At 64.7% G+C, this 16,278-nt stretch carries 14 protein-coding genes and 1 pseudogene; 10 read left to right on the forward strand and 5 right to left on the reverse strand.

The features are described 5' to 3' along the window. The first annotated feature begins 8 nt into the window (after nt 1-8). The 7 genes from urtA to ACVWY5_RS11970 all read left to right on the forward strand — a co-directional run bounded on the left by urtA (nt 9) and on the right by ACVWY5_RS11970 (nt 6,700). Nucleotides 9-1,271, forward strand: a complete 1,263-nt coding sequence (urtA, locus tag ACVWY5_RS11940; protein WP_028331438.1) for an urea ABC transporter substrate-binding protein — start codon at nt 9-11, stop codon at nt 1,269-1,271. A 171-nt stretch (nt 1,272-1,442) separates the two neighbouring features. Continuing rightward, a complete protein-coding gene (urtB, locus tag ACVWY5_RS11945) occupies nt 1,443-2,369 on the forward strand; it encodes an urea ABC transporter permease subunit UrtB (protein ID WP_028331437.1) in 927 nt (308 codons plus the stop codon). Between the two features lie 17 nt (nt 2,370-2,386). After that, nucleotides 2,387-3,523 (forward strand): urea ABC transporter permease subunit UrtC, encoded by a 1,137-nt coding sequence (gene urtC / locus ACVWY5_RS11950; protein ID WP_028331436.1) that lies wholly within the window; start codon nt 2,387-2,389, stop codon nt 3,521-3,523. A gap of 12 nt (nt 3,524-3,535) precedes the next feature. After that, nucleotides 3,536-4,291, forward strand: a complete 756-nt coding sequence (urtD, locus tag ACVWY5_RS11955; protein ID WP_028331435.1) for an urea ABC transporter ATP-binding protein UrtD — start codon at nt 3,536-3,538, stop codon at nt 4,289-4,291. Nucleotides 4,292-4,303: 12 nt separating this feature from the next. Beyond that, nucleotides 4,304-4,993 carry an urea ABC transporter ATP-binding subunit UrtE gene (gene urtE, locus ACVWY5_RS11960; protein ID WP_028331434.1) on the forward strand — a complete coding sequence of 230 codons (690 nt, stop codon included), beginning with the start codon at nt 4,304-4,306 and terminating at the stop codon, nt 4,991-4,993. Between the two features lie 28 nt (nt 4,994-5,021). Then, nucleotides 5,022-6,251 (forward strand): formamidase, encoded by a 1,230-nt coding sequence (gene fmdA, locus ACVWY5_RS11965; protein WP_028331433.1) that lies wholly within the window; start codon nt 5,022-5,024, stop codon nt 6,249-6,251. Nucleotides 6,252-6,352: 101 nt separating this feature from the next. Continuing rightward, on the forward strand, nt 6,353-6,700 hold the full coding sequence (locus ACVWY5_RS11970; protein ID WP_028331432.1) for an FmdB family zinc ribbon protein: 348 nt from the start codon (nt 6,353-6,355) through the stop codon (nt 6,698-6,700). Between the two features lie 182 nt (nt 6,701-6,882). Here the strand turns inward: ACVWY5_RS11970 and ACVWY5_RS11975 are convergent, their stop codons facing one another. The 5 genes from ACVWY5_RS11975 to ACVWY5_RS11995 form a co-directional block, all read right to left on the reverse strand. After that, nucleotides 6,883-7,668, reverse strand: a complete 786-nt coding sequence (locus ACVWY5_RS11975) for an ABC transporter ATP-binding protein (protein WP_028331431.1) — start codon at nt 7,666-7,668, stop codon at nt 6,883-6,885. Continuing rightward, nucleotides 7,665-8,438, reverse strand: a complete 774-nt coding sequence (locus ACVWY5_RS11980) for an ABC transporter permease (RefSeq protein ID WP_018270830.1) — start codon at nt 8,436-8,438, stop codon at nt 7,665-7,667. Before ACVWY5_RS11980 ends, ACVWY5_RS11975 begins: the two co-directional genes overlap by 4 nt. A gap of 79 nt (nt 8,439-8,517) precedes the next feature. After that, nucleotides 8,518-9,462: an ABC transporter substrate-binding protein gene (locus ACVWY5_RS11985; protein WP_028331430.1), complete on the reverse strand. Its 945-nt coding sequence runs from the start codon at nt 9,460-9,462 to the stop codon at nt 8,518-8,520. Between the two features lie 132 nt (nt 9,463-9,594). Further along, a complete protein-coding gene (hutC, locus tag ACVWY5_RS11990) occupies nt 9,595-10,338 on the reverse strand; it encodes a histidine utilization repressor (RefSeq protein ID WP_028331429.1) in 744 nt (247 codons plus the stop codon). Continuing rightward, a complete protein-coding gene (locus ACVWY5_RS11995) occupies nt 10,335-11,693 on the reverse strand; it encodes a formimidoylglutamate deiminase (protein WP_028331428.1) in 1,359 nt (452 codons plus the stop codon). The genes hutC and ACVWY5_RS11995 overlap by 4 nt, the downstream gene beginning before the upstream one ends. Before the next feature lie 85 nt (nt 11,694-11,778). Here ACVWY5_RS11995 and hutI point away from each other — a divergent pair, with 85 nt between their 5' ends. The 3 genes and pseudogenes from hutI (at nt 11,779) to hutU (ending at nt 16,236) form a co-directional block, all read left to right on the forward strand. Beyond that, nucleotides 11,779-12,993, forward strand: coding sequence for an imidazolonepropionase (gene hutI, locus ACVWY5_RS12000; protein ID WP_028331427.1), 1,215 nt, complete (start codon nt 11,779-11,781; stop codon nt 12,991-12,993). Next, a complete protein-coding gene (hutH, locus tag ACVWY5_RS12005; RefSeq protein WP_028331426.1) occupies nt 12,990-14,549 on the forward strand; it encodes a histidine ammonia-lyase in 1,560 nt (519 codons plus the stop codon). Before hutI ends, hutH begins: the two co-directional genes overlap by 4 nt. Before the next feature lie 18 nt (nt 14,550-14,567). Then, nucleotides 14,568-16,236, forward strand: a pseudogene (hutU, locus tag ACVWY5_RS12010) (urocanate hydratase). Nucleotides 16,237-16,278 lie beyond the last annotated feature (42 nt).

Below are 16,278 nucleotides of genomic sequence, written 5' to 3' on the forward strand. Positions count from 1 at the left end.
GGGTGCTCATGTCAGACGAAACAAAACCAGGCCTGAAGTCTCCGCTCCGGCGCAAGCTCTTGATGGGAATGGCCGCTTTGCCGGCCGTCTCGATGCTGGGCCGTCCGGCATTTGCCGACGTCCCTGCAACCTCTGCGGTCAACACCACGGGGCTTGCAGTCACCGATAGCGAAGTCACGGTCGGCATCCTGCATTCTGTCACCGGCACGATGGCGATCTCCGAGACCGGGTCGGTCGAAGCCGAGAAGCTCGCGATCGAGCAGATCAATGCCGCCGGCGGCGTGCTCGGCCGCAAGATCAAGTTCATCCAGGAAGACGGCGCCAGCGACTGGCCGACCTTCGCCGAAAAGGCCAAGAAGCTGCTGGTCAACGACAAATGCGCGGCCGTGATGGGCTGCTGGACCTCGGCCTCCCGCAAGGCGGTGCTGCCGGTGTTCGAGCAGTACAACGGCATGCTGTACTACCCGACCTTCTATGAAGGCCTCGAGCAGTCCAAGAACGTGATCTACACCGGGCAGGAGGCGACCCAGCAGATCATCGCCGGCCTCGACTGGGTCAACAAGACCAAGGGCGCCAAGAGCTTCTACCTGCTTGGCTCGGACTACATCTGGCCGCGCACCTCGAACAAGATCGCGCGCAAGCACATCGAGAACCATCTGCAGGGCTGCAAGGTGGTCGGCGAGGAATACTTCCCGCTCGGCTCGACCCAGTTCAACTCGGTCATCAACAAGATCAAGCTGACCAAGCCCGACGTGATCTACGCGATCATCGTAGGCGGCTCGAACGTCGCATTCTACAAGCAGCTCAAGGCGGCCGGAATCGACCTGTCCAAGCAGACGCTGCTCACGATCTCAGTCACCGAGGACGAGATCGACGGCATCGGCGGCGAGAACATCGCCGGCGCCTATGCTTGCATGAAGTACTTCCAGTCGCTCGACAATCCGAACAACAAGGCCTTCGTGCCCGCCTTCAAGAAGATGTGGGGCGAGAAGACGGTGATCGGCGACGTCACCCAGGCTGCCTATCTCGGTCCGTGGCTGTGGAAGTTGACGGTGGAGAAGGCGCAGAGCTTCGACATCGACAAAATCGCGGCGGCTTCCCCTGGCGTCGAGTTCAAGGGCGCGCCGGAAGGTTACGTCCGGATCCACGAGAACCATCATCTCTGGTCGAAGACCCGCGTCGGACGCGCCAAGGCCGATGGCCAGTATGAGCTGATCTACGAGACCGCCGATCTCGTCGAGCCGGATCCGTTCCCCAAGGGCTACCAGTGAGCCAGTAGCCCGCATGAGCGGAGCGATATGCGGGACCGTCCCGGGTATCGCGACCGCCCGCTCGGGCTACGAAGCTCCACAACGCATCGTGGCCTGGACGTCAGCGCCCACGCCACGGAACGAGCGTCGCTTGACCGGCGGCGCGTGCCCCTTGGAATGACGGAGGACCAGATGTTCGGCGACTATTCGATCAGCGATCTCGGCGCCATCCTTGCGATGCAGGGATTTGCCGGGCTCATCCTGTTCTCCGTCTATGTGCTGATGGCGCTGGGACTTGCCATCATCTTCGGCCAGATGGGCGTCATCAACATGGCCCATGGCGAGTTCATGATCCTAGGGGCGTACGTCACCTGGATGACGTCGAACGCCGTGCAGCACGTCGCGCCCTGGCTGTTCCCCGGTTACTTCTTCATCGCAATGATCCTCGCGTTCATTGCTTCGGGCGCGCTCGGCATGCTGGTCGAGTGGGCGCTGATACACCATCTCTACAAACGCCCGCTCGACACGCTGCTGGCGACCTGGGGCCTTAGCCTGATCCTGCAGCAGGCCTATCGTTCGATCTTCGGCGCGCGCGAGGTCGGCGTCGAACTGCCGGAATGGATGATGGGCTCCTGGCAGGCGACCGACTCGATCCAGATCCCGATCAACGGCATGTTCGTGATGGCGCTGACCATCCTGATCACGATCGCGGTCGCCTATGTGCTGTTCTGGTCAAGCTGGGGCAAGCAGGTACGCGCTGTGGTGCAGAACCGCGTGATGGCGGGCGCCGTCGGCATCAATACCGAGAAGGTCGATCGTTACACCTTCGGCCTCGGCTGCGGCATCGCCGGCATCGCCGGCTCGGCCTTCACCATGATCGGCTCGACCGGGCCGACCGCCGGCCAGCTTTACATCGTCGACACCTTCCTGGTGGTCGTGTTCGGCGGCGCCGCCTCGCTGTTCGGCACCATCGCCTCCGCCTTCTCGATCTCGCAGACCCAATCGACGCTGGAATTCTTCCTGTCGGGATCGATGGCCAAGGTGATCACGCTGCTGACGATCGTCGCGATCCTGATGGTGCGTCCGCAGGGGCTCTTCGCGCTCAAGGTCCGCAAATAAGAACAAGCAGGCTGGTCATGATCATCAACTCGCGCTTTTTCAATCGCTCCGAACTGCTCGGCTTCCTTGCGCTCGCGGTGCTGTTGTTTCTCGTCCTGCCGCTGTCGCTGGATATCTTCCGCCTCAACCTCGTTGCCAAATATCTGACCTACGCCTTCGTCGGGATCGGCCTCGTGCTGTGCTGGGGCTATGGCGGCATCCTGAGCCTGGGGCAGGGCGTGTTCTTCGGTCTCGGCGGCTACTGCATGGCGATGTACCTGAAGCTCGAGGCGTCCTCGGTCGCGAACACCAAGATCCAGTCGACGCCGGGCATTCCCGATTTCATGGATTGGAACCAGCTCACCTCGCTGCCTTTCCTCTGGAAGCCGTTCCACAGCTTCCCGGTCACGCTGCTGGCGATTTTGCTGGTTCCCGCGGTCTTCGCGCTGATCATCGGTGCCGCGATGTTCAAGCGTCGGGTCGGCGGCGTGTACTTTGCCATCATCACGCAAGCGATCGCCGCGATCCTCACTATTCTGATTGTCGGGCAGCAAGGCTACACCGGCGGCATCAACGGCATTACCGACTTACGCACGCTGCACGGCTGGGACATCCGCACCGATCACGCCAAGTACATCCTGTATTTCGTGGAGGTGGCATTGTTGTTCGGCTGCATCTGCGCCGCGCAGTTCATCCGCCTGACAAAACTCGGGCGCATCCTGGTGGCAATGCGGGAGCAGGAGGATCGCGTGCGCTTCTCCGGTTACAGCGTCGCCAACTTCAAGATCTTCGCGTTCTGCGCCGCGGCGGTGTTCGCTGCGATCGGCGGCGCCATGTTCACGCTCGAGGTCGGCTTCATGTCGCCGTCCTTTGTCGGCATCGTGCCGTCGATCGAGATGGTGATCTACACAGCGGTCGGCGGCCGGATGTCGATCTTCGGCGCAGTCTGGGGCGCACTGCTGGTCAATTTCGCCAAGACCAGCCTCTCGGAGTCCTTCCCGCAGCTCTGGCTGTTCGGCCTCGGCGCGCTGTTCATCGCCGTCGTGCTCGCCTTCCCGAACGGGCTCTCCGGCATCTGGGCGGACCACGTCCAGCCGCGCATTGATGGCCTGCTGGCATCACGCAAATCGAAATCGGCGGCCGGCCTGATCGCCGACGGCGCACCGGCCGAGTGAGGAGGGATCATCATGCTTGTCGGCCATCAGCCCAAGGACTTCCTGCTTGCGGTCTCCGGTCTCACTGTGTCCTTCGACGGCTTCAAGGCGGTGAACGATCTCTCCTTCTATGTCGAGGAGAACGAGATCCGCGTCATCATCGGCCCAAACGGTGCCGGCAAGACCACGGTGCTCGACTTGATCTGCGGCAAGACCAGGGCCACGTCCGGCTCGATCCAGTTCCGCGGCCAGGAGCTGACGAGGTTGCGCGAGAACGAGATCGTGCAGGCCGGGGTGGGGCGCAAGTTCCAGACGCCGTCGGTGTTCGAGGATCTCACCGTGTTCGAGAACCTTGAGATTTCCTTCCCGCGCGGCCGCACCGTGTTCGGCTCGCTGACCTTCCAGCGCGACGACACCGTCAGGCAGCGGGTCGAGGAGGTCGCCGAGATGATCTTCCTGAAGGACAAGCTCAACACCTATGCCGACCAGCTCAGCCACGGCCAGAAGCAGTGGCTCGAGATCGGCATGCTGCTGATCCAGGACCCGGACCTCCTGATGCTCGACGAGCCGGTCGCCGGCATGAGCGTGTCCGAGCGCGCCAAGACGGCCGAGCTGCTCAACCGCATCATCAAGGACCGTTCGGTCCTGGTGATCGAGCACGACATGAAGTTCGTGGAGGACATCGCGCACAAGGTCACGGTGCTGCACCAGGGACAGATCCTGTCCGAGGGGACGATGGAGCACATCAAGAACGATCCGAAAGTCATCGAAGTGTATTTGGGCCACTGAGGAACCGGGACGATGCTGGCAATCAATGATCTTCACGTCGCCTATGGCCAGAGCGAGGTGCTGCACCGCCTCAACGTCTCGGTCGCGCCCAACGAGATCGTCGCGATCATGGGCCGCAACGGCATGGGCAAGACCACCCTGATGAAATCGCTGATGGGCGTCCTGCCGGCCAAGAGCGGCAAGGTGACCATGGACGGCACCGAGCTCGGCGCGTTGAAGAGCTACGAGCGGGTGGCGAAGGGGCTCGCCTACGTGCCGCAGGGCCGCATGATCTTCTCCACCATGACCGTCAAGGAGAACATCGAGACCGGGCTCGTAGTGTCAGGCGGCTCCGAGGTGCCGGGCGATATCTACGAACTGTTTCCGGTGCTGCTCGAGATGAAGGGGCGCCGCGGCGGCAATCTCTCGGGCGGTCAACAGCAGCAGCTCGCGATCGCCCGCGCGCTGGCGACCAAGCCCAAGGTGCTGCTGCTCGACGAGCCGACCGAAGGCATCCAGCCGTCGATCATCAAGGACATGGCGCGCACCCTGAAGCGGATCCGCGATGAGCGGGGACTGTCGATCGTCGTCTCCGAGCAGGTCCTGAGCTTCGCGCTCGACATCGCCGACCGCGTGCTCGTCATCGAGAACGGCGAGATCGTTCGCGACGATCCACGCGCCAGCGTCGATGCCGCGCAGATTTCTAAGTACCTGTCCGTCTAACTATCAGTAACCCAAGGGGAGCATCGCGATGCCAGATACACTGATCAAGGTCGATCTCAGCAAGTCGGCCTATGAAAACGACAAGATCCATAACCGCTGGCATCCGGAGGTTCCGATCGTCGAGTGGGTCAGCCCCGGCGACGACTTCATCATCGAGACCGTCGACTGGACCGGCGGCTTCATCAAGAACAACGATTCCGCCGACGACGTGCGCGACATCGACCTCTCGATCGTGCACTTCCTGTCCGGCCCGATCGGCGTCAAGGGCGCCGAGCCCGGCGATCTCCTCGTCGTCGACCTGCTCGACGTTGGTCCGTTGAAGGAGAGCCTGTGGGGCTTCAACGGTTTCTTCTCCAAGCAGAACGGCGGCGGCTTTCTCACCGACCATTTCCCGCTGGCGCAGAAGTCGATCTGGGACATCAAGGGCCTCTACACCTCGTCGCGTCACGTGCCCGGCGTCAACTTCGCCGGCCTGATCCATCCCGGCCTCATCGGCTGTCTGCCCGATGCCAAGATGCTGGCGGCCTGGAACAAGCGCGAGGCCGAGCTGATCGCGACCAACCCGACCCGGGTGCCGGGCCTCGCCAACCCGCCGTTCGCGCCGACCGCGCATGCCGGCCAGGCCAGGGGTGACGTCAAGGCCAAGATCGGCCTCGAGGGCGCCCGTACCGTGCCGCCGCGCGAGCATGGCGGCAATTGCGACATCAAGGATCTGTCGCGCGGCTCGAAGATCTACTTCCCGGTCTATGTGCCGGGCGGCGGCCTCTCGATGGGCGATCTGCATTTCAGCCAGGGTGACGGCGAGATCACCTTCTGCGGCGCCATCGAGATGGCCGGCTGGCTGCACATCAAGGTCGACGTCATCAAGGACGGCGTATCTAAGTACGGCATCAAGAACCCCGTGTTCAAGCCGTCGCCGATCACGCCGAACTACAAGGACTATCTGATCTTCGAGGGCATCTCGGTCGACGAGGCCGGCAAGCAGCACTATCTCGACGTCCACATCGCCTATCGCCAGGCCTGCCTGAACGCGATCGAGTATCTGAAGAAGTTCGGCTACTCCGGCGCCCAGGCCTATTCGATCCTCGGCACCGCGCCGTGCCAGGGTCACATCTCCGGCGTCGTCGACGTGCCGAATGCCTGCGCCACGCTGTGGCTGCCGACGGAGATCTTCGACTTCGACGTCATGCCGTCGTCGGCGGGACCGATCAAGCACATCAAGGGCGACGTGCAGATGCCGATCTCGCCGAACAAGTGATCCTTTAGGTGATCCCTGCGCGAAGGGTGCGGGACGGCTGCGTTCCGGCCGCCCCGCATCCATCGCCGGATGTCACGCACGACTGCGCAAGGATTAAGGAAATGCCGATCTACGAATATCTCTGCAACGACTGCGGTTCCTTCACCGACATGCGGCCGATGGCGGAATGCGACCTGCCGCAGGATTGCCCGCAATGCGAGGCGACGTCGCCGCGTGTGATCCTGACTGCGCCGGCGTTCTTCTGCATGCCCTCGGACAAGCGCAAGGCGCACGCTACCAACGAGCAGAGCCGGCACGCGCCGAAGACGCTCGATCAGTACAAGGCCGCGCATGGGCCAGGCTGCGGCTGCTGCTCCACCGGAAAGAAGAAGCCGGCGCGACTGATGACCAAGACCAAGAGCGGCGCCAAGGGCTTTCCGACCGCGCGGCCCTGGATGATCAGCCACTGACGGCGTGGTTGACCGTCTGCTCTCCTCAAACTGGCGCTGCTTCGTCATGGCCGGGCTTGTCCCGGCCATCCACGTCTTTCTTGCCCGATCGGAGCAAAGACGTGGATGCCCGGCACAAGGCCGGGCATGACGGAGCTAGTTAAGAAATCTCGATGTCATTGATCGCATTTCGAAACAGGCTCTCAGGCCTGCTCGGCGACTTTCAGCGCCTCGGTGCGGATTTCCTCGACCAGCCGCTCCTTCAGGGCAACGAATTCGGGTGTGGTCTTGATCTTGTAGGACCGGGGATGCGGCAGGTCGACCGCGATCTCGGCCTTGATGCGGCCGGGGCGCGCGCTCATGACGATGACGCGGCTGCCGAGGAAGATCGCCTCCTCGATGTCGTGGGTGACGAACAGCACCGTCTTCTGGTCGCGCTCCCAGATCCCCAGCAGCATCTCCTGCATCAGCGCGCGCGTCTGGTTGTCCAGCGCGCCGAACGGCTCGTCGAGCAGCAGGATCTTCGGATCGTTGGCCAGCGCGCGAGCGATCGCGGTGCGCTGCTGCATGCCGCCCGACAGCTGCTTGGGCCAGTGATTTTCGAAACCCGACAGCCCGACCCGGCGAATGAAGGCGTCGGCGATGTCATGGCGCTCGGCTTGCGCAACGCCGCGCTCGCCCAGGCCGAAGGCGATATTCTCCCGCACCGTCAGCCACGGAAACAATGTGTAGGACTGAAACACCATGCCGCGATCGGCGCCGGGGCCGGTGACCTCGCGCCCGTCGAGCGTGACCCGTCCGCTGGTCGGCCGGTCAAGCCCGGCGATGATCCGGAGCAAAGTGGACTTTCCACATCCGGAGGGGCCGAGGATGGTGACGAAGTCATTGTCGCCGACGTCGAGCGTGGTCGGCTCGAGCGCTCTCGTCGGCGCGTTGCCGGCGCGGGCGGGGAAGGTTCGCGAGACCTGATCGATCCTGAGCGCGGTCATGCGAGCTTCCACGGGAACAGCCAGGCATTGAAGGCCTTGAACAGGAAATCGGAGATCAGGCCGATCAGCCCGATCACGATGATGCCGAAGATGATCTGGCCAGTGTTGAGCAGCGCCTGGCTGTCGGTGATCATGTGCCCGATGCCCGAGGATGAGCCGATCAATTCGGCGACGATGACGTAGGTCCAGGCCCAGCCCAGCACCAGCCTGAGGATTTCAGCGATCTCGGGCGCGGCGGAGGGCAGCAGCACGCGGCGGATGATGCCGCGATCGCGGGCGCCGAGCGTGTAGGCGGCCTCCACCAGGTCGCGCCTTGTGGCGCCGACGGTGACGGCGACCATCAGGATGATCTGAAACACCGCGCCGATGAAGATCACCAGCAGCTTCTGCAACTCGCCGATGCCCGCCCACAGGATCAGCAGCGGGATGAAGGCGGATGCCGGCAGATAGCGCGCAAAGGACACAAACGGCTCGAGAAAGGCCTCGATCGGCTTGTAGGCTCCCATCAAAACGCCGAGCGGCACCGCGATGACCGCAGCAAGCACAAACCCGCCGATCACGCGCCAGATCGTCATCCCGATGTCGAACAGAAAGCCCTGCTTGGCGAGCAGCTCATAGCCCTCCTGTACCATGGTCAGCGGGTTGGCGAGGAAGGTCTTGGACACGTGGCCGCCGAACGTCGCCCAGGACCAGAGGGCGACGAACAGCACGAAGAAGGCGAGGCCATAGGCCACGCGCTGCTTCGATGTCGTGGGCTCGAGAGGACGCATCAAAATGATCCGGGCGTATCTTATGCGGCGGTCCCGCCCGCTGTGTAGCGAGGCGGGACCGGCCGAAATGGTTGCTGCGTTACTTGATGAAGCTGGCGTCGTAGATGTCCTCGACCTTCGGTGCGGCCTTGATGATGCCGACCTCGAGCAGCAGCTCGGCAGCGTCCTTGTTGAAGGTGAGGAAGTCGCCGGCGAAGAATTTCTGGTTGGCGGCCTTGTCCTGCCAGCGCAGATACTTTGCCGAGTTGCCGAACTGCTCGCCGCTCTGCTTCACGTCAGCGCCCATGATCTCGTAGGACTTGGCCTGGTCCTTCGCGATCATGTCGAGCGCTTCGAAATAGCTGTTGGCAAGCGCCTGTGCCGCTTTCGGATTGTCGGTCAGGAATTTCGGCGTGCAGCCGAAGGTATCCATCACGATCGGGTAGTCGAGCGTGGTCGCGATGATCTTGCCCTTGTCGGGAGCGGCGCGCACCGTCGACAGATAAGGCTCGTACGTCATCGCGGCATCGTTCTGGCCGGAGACGAAGGCCTGCGCCGCGGCGGCGGGCTCCAGATTCACCACGGTGACGTCCTTCACCGTGAGGCCGTTCTTCTTCAGCATCCAGGCCAGCGCGAAATAGGGCGAGGTACCCGGCGCCGATGCCGCGACGGTCTTGCCCTTCAGGTCCTTGATCGCGGCGATGTCGTTGCGCACGGCCATGCCGTCGGCGCCGTAGCTCTTGTCGAGCTGGAAGATCTGCTTGGTCGCGACGCCATTGGCGTTCCAGGAGATCCAGGTCTCGACCGTCGTCGCCGCACACTGGATGTCGCCCGACGCAATCGCGAGATGCCGGTCCTTCTGCGGGATCTTCTTCAGGGTCACGTCGAGGCCGTTCTTCTTGAAGATGCCGGCCTCCTTGGCGAGCGTCAGCGGCGCGAATCCGGTCCATCCGGAGATGCCGACGCCGATCTTGACGTCATCCGCGAACGCGCCCGTGGACGCGAGCAACACTGCGATTGCGGGCAATAGCTTGAAGGAACGCATGATTGTCGACCCCTTGAACGATGGATTGAACCCAGTTGATGTCTTCACGTCAGTCGCGGCGGTGCCGCATGAAGCATGTCGGCGGACGATGGCCCATGATGCATTGCATGAAATATGCCGCGCAAGGCGTCCTCAGCCTCCCTTGAAGCGAGCCACCAGGCGGTGCGTCTCGCCTGGATAATGCAGCCGCACCGCCGTCACCGTGCGCGCGCTGCGCCAGGTGTAGCGGTCGATCACGAGGCAGGGCGCGCCGACCGCGATGTCGAGCGCCTTTGCCGTGCGGTCGTCGGCGACGACGGCGCTGATGGTATGCTCGGCTTCGGTCCACGGCACGTGATGCAGCAGCCATGATCCCGGCGGTTCGCGGGCGAAGTCCGCGTCGGCAGCCTCGGGGACCGTGGAGAGATCGATCAGCCTGTCCTCGACGGCGAACGGCACGTTGTCGGCGCTGTGCCGGCAGGCGATCGCGACCACCTTGCCGGCCGTGCTGACGCCGAGCCGGGCGCGATCGGCCGATGTCGCGGTACGGCGCCGGCATTCGATCAGCTGATAGCCGTAGCTGCGGCCGAGCGCGGTGATCTCGGCGCGGATGTCGGCGATCTTGAGCACCGCCGACAGATGCTGCGGACGGCGCACGAAGGTGCCGGCACGGCGCCGCCGCTCGATCAAATCGGCCTGCGCCAATTCCGACAGCGCCTTGTTCACCGTCATGCGCGAGCAGCGATAGCGCGCCATCAGCTGGTGCTCGAACGGGATGCGATGCCCGGGGGGCCATTCGCCGGTCAGGATCCGCGTCTCGATGTCGAGCCGGATCCGCTTGTAGAGCGTCGGCTTGCCGGCTGCATTCGATTTGGGCTGGTCGGAGGCGAGACTCATGCGACGAGCCTCCGCACGCTGGCATTGAACTGCTCGCGCGCCTTGTCGCTCAGCCGGTGCCGGCCGCCTGCGACCACCTTGTCGCCGCCGGCCCAGACGCAGTCGATCGCGTCGCTGCCGGTTGCAAACAGCCAGCCATCGAGAACCGCATCGCCCGACCGTCCCGCGAGGGACGGATGCGCGGTGTCGAGGCTGACGATGTCGGCGCGCGCGCCGGGCGCGAGCCCGGCCTTGGTCTGTGCCAGAGCTTGCGCGCCGCCAGCCAGCGCCTGGTCGAACAGGGCACGGCCGGTGGATCTGCCCGGACGCCCCGAGAGCACATTGCGCTCGCGGTGTTTCAGCCGCTGACCGTATTCGAGCTGGCGCAGCTCGTCGGCGACGCCGACCAGCACATTGGAATCGGTTCCGATGCCGAACCGGCCGCCCGCGGCGAGGAATTCGCGCGCCGAAAAGATGCCATCGCCGAGGCTTGCTTCGGTGACGGGGCAAAGGCCGGCAACCGCGCCGCTGCGGGCGAGCGCTGTGACTTCCTGCTCCGTCATGTGAGTCGCGTGAATCAGGCACCAGCGCTGATCGACGGGCGCATGGTCGAGCAGCCATTGCACCGGCCGCCGCCCCGACCAGGCGGAGCAATCCTCGACCTCGCGCACCTGTTCGGCGGCGTGGATGTGGATCGGATCCGCCCCGGCCAGCGGGATGATCGCCGCCAGCTCATCCGGCGCCACGGCGCGCAGGCTATGCGGAGCGATGCCGATGTTGGCGCCGGGTAGATCTCGGATTGCCTCGCGCGAGGCGGCCATCAGCGCGGCGAACTGATCGACCGGGCAGATGAAGCGGCGCTGCCCGGCATGTGGTGCGGCGCCGCCGAACGTGCTGTGGGCATAGAAGCTCGGCAGCAGCGTGAGCCCGATGCCGGAGGCGCTGGCGGCCTCAGCAATGCGCACGGCCATCTCGGCGAGATTGGCGTAAGGCGCGCCGTCCCGATCGTGATGCAGATAGTGAAACTCGCCGACACGGGTAAAACCCCTCTCGAGCATCTCGACATAGAGCAGGGTGGCGACGGCGGCGACGTCGTCCGGCGTCATGGTCAGCGCGAAGCGATACATCGTCTCGCGCCAGGTCCAGAACGTATCGGTCGTGTCGCCGCGCAGTTCGGCAAGACCGGCCATGCCGCGCTGAAATGCGTGGCTGTGCAGGCTCGCCAATCCTGGAACCGCCATTTGGTGACGTTCGTCGCCGGCGCTAGGCGCAACGCCCGCCGTCACCGAAGCGATCGCGCCATCGACAACGACGACCTGCACGTCATTGGCCCAGCCCGAAGGCAGCAGCGCGAATGCGAAATGCAGTCGTGTCATTTTTCCACGCCGGCTGGACAGAACCCGGACACGATTATATGTCTAGACATATAAGTCAAGCATCCCACATCGAGGGGACGATCGCATGGCAGAGCGCTTCGACCGTATCTGGCACAACGCCCGGCTCGCCACGATGCGCAGCGACCGCACTGATCTCGGCGAGATCGAGCGGGGCCTGATCGCGGCGCGCGACGGCCGCATCGTCTATGCCGGCGTGCAGTCGGATTTTCCCGCGGATGCGGACGCTGTTGAACGGACCGATTGCGGCGGCCGCTGGATCACGCCCGGACTGGTCGATTGCCACACCCATCTCGTCTTCGGCGGCAATCGCGCGCACGAGTTCGAGCTGCGCCTGAAAGGCGCTAGCTATGAGGAGATCGCGCGCGCCGGCGGCGGCATCGTCTCGACCGTCGCGGCGACGCGCAAGGCGACCGAGGCGGAGCTCGTCGCCGGTGCGCTGCCGCGGCTCGATGCGCTGATCGGCGAGGGTGCAACCACCGTCGAGATCAAGTCCGGCTATGGCCTCAATGCCGAGACCGAGATGCGGCAGCTGGCGGCGGCACGCAGCCTCACCCGCCTGCGGCAGGTTGCGATCCGCACGTCGTTTCTCGGTGCGCACGCGCTACCGCCAGAGGCCAATGGCGACAAGGACGGTTACATCGATCTGGTCTGCAACGAGATGCTGCCGGCCGTGGCCAAGGCCGGCCTTGCCGACGCCGTCGACGGCTTCATGGAGGGGATCGCGTTTTCCGGAGAGCAGACGGCGCGAGTGTTCGAGGCGGCGCGTGCGCTCGGACTGCCCGTCAAGCTGCATGCGGATCAGCTGTCCAATCTCGGCGGCGCAGCGCTGGCAGCAAAATTCTCGGCGCTCTCAGCCGATCATCTCGAGCACACCGACGAAGCTGGCGCCGTGGCGATGGCGAAGGCCGGCACCGTGGCGGTCCTGCTGCCCGGCGCGTTCTATTTCATTCGTGAGACGCACAAGCCGTCGGTCGAGCTGTTTCGTAGCCACGGTGTGAACATGGCGCTTGCGACCGATTGCAATCCGGGCAGCTCGCCGCTCACCTCGCTGCTGCTGGCGATGAACATGGGTGCAACGTTGTTCCGGATGACGGTCGCCGAATGCCTCACAGGGGTGACTCGGGAAGGGGCGCGCGCGCTCGGCATGCTTGCCGAGACCGGTACGTTAGAGGTCGGCAAGTGGTGCGATCTGGCGATCTGGGACATCGAGCGTCCGGCCGAGCTGGTTTACCGCATCGGCTTCAACCCGCTGCACAGCCGGGTGTGGAGGGGACAATGAGCGATCGGGATGCGCCTGTCGTCGTGACGCCCGGAACCGTCGGCCTCGACGTCCTGGCGCGCGTGCTTGACGGTGCGTCCATCGTGCTCGATCCGTCGTGCTGGCCGCGCGTCGAGGCTGCCGCGCAAATCGTGGCGAAGGCGGCGCAGATCGACGTTCCCGTCTACGGCATCAATACTGGTTTCGGGAAGCTGGCATCGACGCGCATCGCGCCTGATCAAACCGCGCTGCTTCAGCGCAACCTCATCCTATCGCATTGCTGCGGAGTCGGTCCGAACACGCTCGAGCCGATCGTGCGTTTGATGATGGCGTTGAAAGTGATTTCGCTCGGTCGCGGCGCGTCCGGCGTGCGCCGCGAGGTGATCGAGCAGTTGCAGGGTATGCTGGCGCGCGGTGTCTATCCGCTGGTGCCGCAGCAGGGCTCGGTCGGTGCCTCCGGCGACCTGGCGCCGCTCGCCCACATGACCGCGGTCATGATCGGGGAGGGGCAGGCAATCCTTGATGGCAGGCTTGTGCCGGGGCGCGAAGCGCTTGCCGCTGCCGGCCTCGCGCCGCTGACGCTCGGCCCCAAGGAGGGGCTCGCGCTGATCAACGGCACGCAGTTTTCCACCGCCTACGCCATCTCCGGCCTGCTGCGTGCGCATCGCCTGGCGTGCGCCGCGCTGGTGACCGGTGCGCTGTCGGTCGATGCGGCGATGGCCTCAACGGTGCCGTTTCGTCCCGAGATCCAATCCTTGCGCGGCTATGATGGGCAGATCGCTGCGGCCGCGGCCCTGACCGCGCTGCTCGACGGCAGCGACATCAGACAATCGCATCTCGAAGGTGACGAGCGCGTGCAGGATCCTTATTGCTTGCGCTGCCAGCCGCAGGTCGCGGGCGCCGTGCTCGACCTGCTCGCGCAAGCCGCGCGCGGACTGACCGTCGAGGCCAATGCCGTGACCGACAATCCGCTGGTCCTGGTCGAGACCGGCGAGATCGTCTCGGGCGGCAATTTCCACGCCGAGCCGGTGGCGTTCGCTGCCGATCAGATCGCACTGGCGCTCTCGGAGATCGGTGCGACCAGCGAGCGCCGGATCGCGACCCTTGTCGACCCGGCGCTGAACTTCGGGTTGCCGCCGTTCCTGACGCCGGAGCCCGGCATCAATTCCGGCTTCATGATCGCCGAGGTGACGGCCGCGGCGCTCTATGCCGAGAACAAGCAGCGCGCGATGCCGTGCTCGATCGATTCCACGCCGACCAGCGCCAATCAGGAAGACCACGTCTCGATGGCCGCGCATGCCGCGCGCAGGTTGTCGGACATGGCCGACAATCTCGCGGCCATCCTCGGCATCGAGCTTTTGGTCGCGGCGCAGGGCATCACGCTGCGCGCACCGCATGCGACCAGCGCGCCGCTCGCCGCGGTCATCGCCGCGCTGCGCGCGCATGTTCCGGCACTCGCCGCCGACCGCTACATGGCCGACGATCTTGCGCGGGCCGCATCGCTGGTCGAAGCCGACGCGCTGCCTGCCGCAGCGATCGCGGTTCTCTCATCCGACCCGTTTCCAAAACTTGCTTAGCCGACAGGGGCATCCGTCATGAACCGCCGACTGGATAATGAACGCATCATCCGTGCTCCCCGCGGCACCGACATCAGTGCCAAGAGCTGGCTGACCGAAGCACCGCTGCGCATGCTGATGAACAATCTGGACCCTGATGTCGCCGAGCGCCCGAGCGAGCTCGTGGTCTATGGCGGCATCGGCCGTGCGGCGCGCGACTGGGAGAGCTTTGACCGGATTGCCGCGTCCTTGCGCAAGCTCGAGGGTGACCAGACGCTGCTGGTGCAGTCCGGCAAGCCGGTCGGCATTTTCCGCACCCATGCCGACGCGCCGCGCGTGCTGATCGCGAACTCCAACCTGGTGCCGCATTGGGCAACGCTCGATCATTTCAACGAGCTCGACCGGCAGGGCCTGATGATGTTCGGCCAGATGACGGCAGGCTCCTGGATCTATATCGGCAGCCAGGGCATCGTGCAGGGGACTTATGAGACGTTCGTCGAGGTCGGCCGCCGGCATTATGGCGGCAGTCTCGGCGGCAAATGGATCCTGACGGCGGGTCTCGGCGGCATGGGCGGTGCGCAGCCGCTGGCCGCGACGATGGCCGGCGCCTCGATGCTCGCGGTCGAATGTCAGCCGAGCCGCATCGAGATGCGGCTGCGCACGGGCTATCTTGACCGCCAGGCGACGACGCTCGATGACGCGCTGGCGATCATTGCTGAAGCGGTCAAAAGCCAGAAGCCGGTGTCGGTCGGCCTGCTCGGCAACGCGGCCGAGATCTTTCCGGAGCTGGTGCGCCGCGGCGTGCGCCCGGACATCGTCACCGACCAGACCAGCGCACATGATCCGATCAACGGCTATTTGCCGAAGGGATGGACACTCGCCGATTGGGAAGCCAAACGCGCGGCCGACCCGAAGGCTGTTGAGACGGCGGCCAAGACCTCGATGGTCGATCACGTCCAGGCCATGCTGGATTTCCACGCGCAGGGAATCCCGACGCTCGATTACGGCAACAACATCCGTCAGATGGCCAAGGACATGGGCCTGAAGCAGGCGTTCGATTTTCCGGGATTCGTTCCGGCCTATATCCGCCCGCTGTTCTGCCGCGGCGTCGGACCGTTCCGCTGGGCCGCGCTGTCGGGCGATCCCGAGGACATCTTCAAGACCGATGCCAAGGTCAAGGAGCTGATGCCCAACGACAGCCACCTGCACAACTGGCTCGACATGGCCAAGGCGCGCATCAAGTTTCAGGGACTGCCGGCACGGATTTGCTGGGTCGGGCTCGGCGACCGCCATCGGCTTGGCCTGGCCTTCAACGAGATGGTGGCGCGCGGCGAGCTCAAGGCCGCCGATCGTGATCGGCCGCGATCATCTCGACAGCGGCTCGGTGGCGAGTCCGAACCGCGAGACCGAGGCGATGCGCGACGGCTCCGACGCGGTGTCCGACTGGCCGCTACTCAATGCACTGCTCAACTGCGCGAGCGGCGCCACCTGGGTGTCGCTGCATCACGGCGGCGGCGTCGGCATCGGCTATTCGCAGCACGCCGGCATGGTGATCGTCGCTGACGGCACGCCGGAGGCGGCGCGCCGGCTCGAGCGTGTGCTATGGAACGACCCGGCGACAGGCGTCATGCGCCACGCCGACGCCGGCTATGACACGGCGATCGAATGCGCAAGCGCCAACGGGCTCGATCTGCCCAGCCTGCGCTGATGGGATCCCCCTGATCGGGAGTTGTTCGTGGTTCAGCGGCAT

It is taken from the genome of Bradyrhizobium sp. USDA 3256 (genome assembly GCF_054058275.1).

Bases quoted from the DNA above. Each gene is read 5' to 3' on its own strand.
- ACVWY5_RS11975 (WP_028331431.1), bottom strand. From the start codon at position 7,668: ATGACCGCGCTCAGGATCGATCAGGTCTCGCGAACCTTCCCCGCCCGC.
- ACVWY5_RS11995 (WP_028331428.1), bottom strand. From the start codon at position 11,693: ATGACACGACTGCATTTCGCATTCGCGCTGCTGCCTTCGGGCTGGGCC.
- hutH (WP_028331426.1), top strand. From the start codon at position 12,990: ATGAGCGATCGGGATGCGCCTGTCGTCGTGACGCCCGGAACCGTCGGC.
- urtA (WP_028331438.1), top strand. From the start codon at position 9: ATGTCAGACGAAACAAAACCAGGCCTGAAGTCTCCGCTCCGGCGCAAG.
- hutI (WP_028331427.1), top strand. From the start codon at position 11,779: ATGGCAGAGCGCTTCGACCGTATCTGGCACAACGCCCGGCTCGCCACG.
- urtD (WP_028331435.1), top strand. From the start codon at position 3,536: ATGCTTGTCGGCCATCAGCCCAAGGACTTCCTGCTTGCGGTCTCCGGT.
- urtE (WP_028331434.1), top strand. From the start codon at position 4,304: ATGCTGGCAATCAATGATCTTCACGTCGCCTATGGCCAGAGCGAGGTG.
- hutC (WP_028331429.1), bottom strand. From the start codon at position 10,338: ATGAGTCTCGCCTCCGACCAGCCCAAATCGAATGCAGCCGGCAAGCCG.
- urtC (WP_028331436.1), top strand. From the start codon at position 2,387: ATGATCATCAACTCGCGCTTTTTCAATCGCTCCGAACTGCTCGGCTTC.
- fmdA (WP_028331433.1), top strand. From the start codon at position 5,022: ATGCCAGATACACTGATCAAGGTCGATCTCAGCAAGTCGGCCTATGAA.
- ACVWY5_RS11970 (WP_028331432.1), top strand. From the start codon at position 6,353: ATGCCGATCTACGAATATCTCTGCAACGACTGCGGTTCCTTCACCGAC.
- urtB (WP_028331437.1), top strand. From the start codon at position 1,443: ATGTTCGGCGACTATTCGATCAGCGATCTCGGCGCCATCCTTGCGATG.
- ACVWY5_RS11985 (WP_028331430.1), bottom strand. From the start codon at position 9,462: ATGCGTTCCTTCAAGCTATTGCCCGCAATCGCAGTGTTGCTCGCGTCC.
- ACVWY5_RS11980 (WP_018270830.1), bottom strand. From the start codon at position 8,438: ATGCGTCCTCTCGAGCCCACGACATCGAAGCAGCGCGTGGCCTATGGC.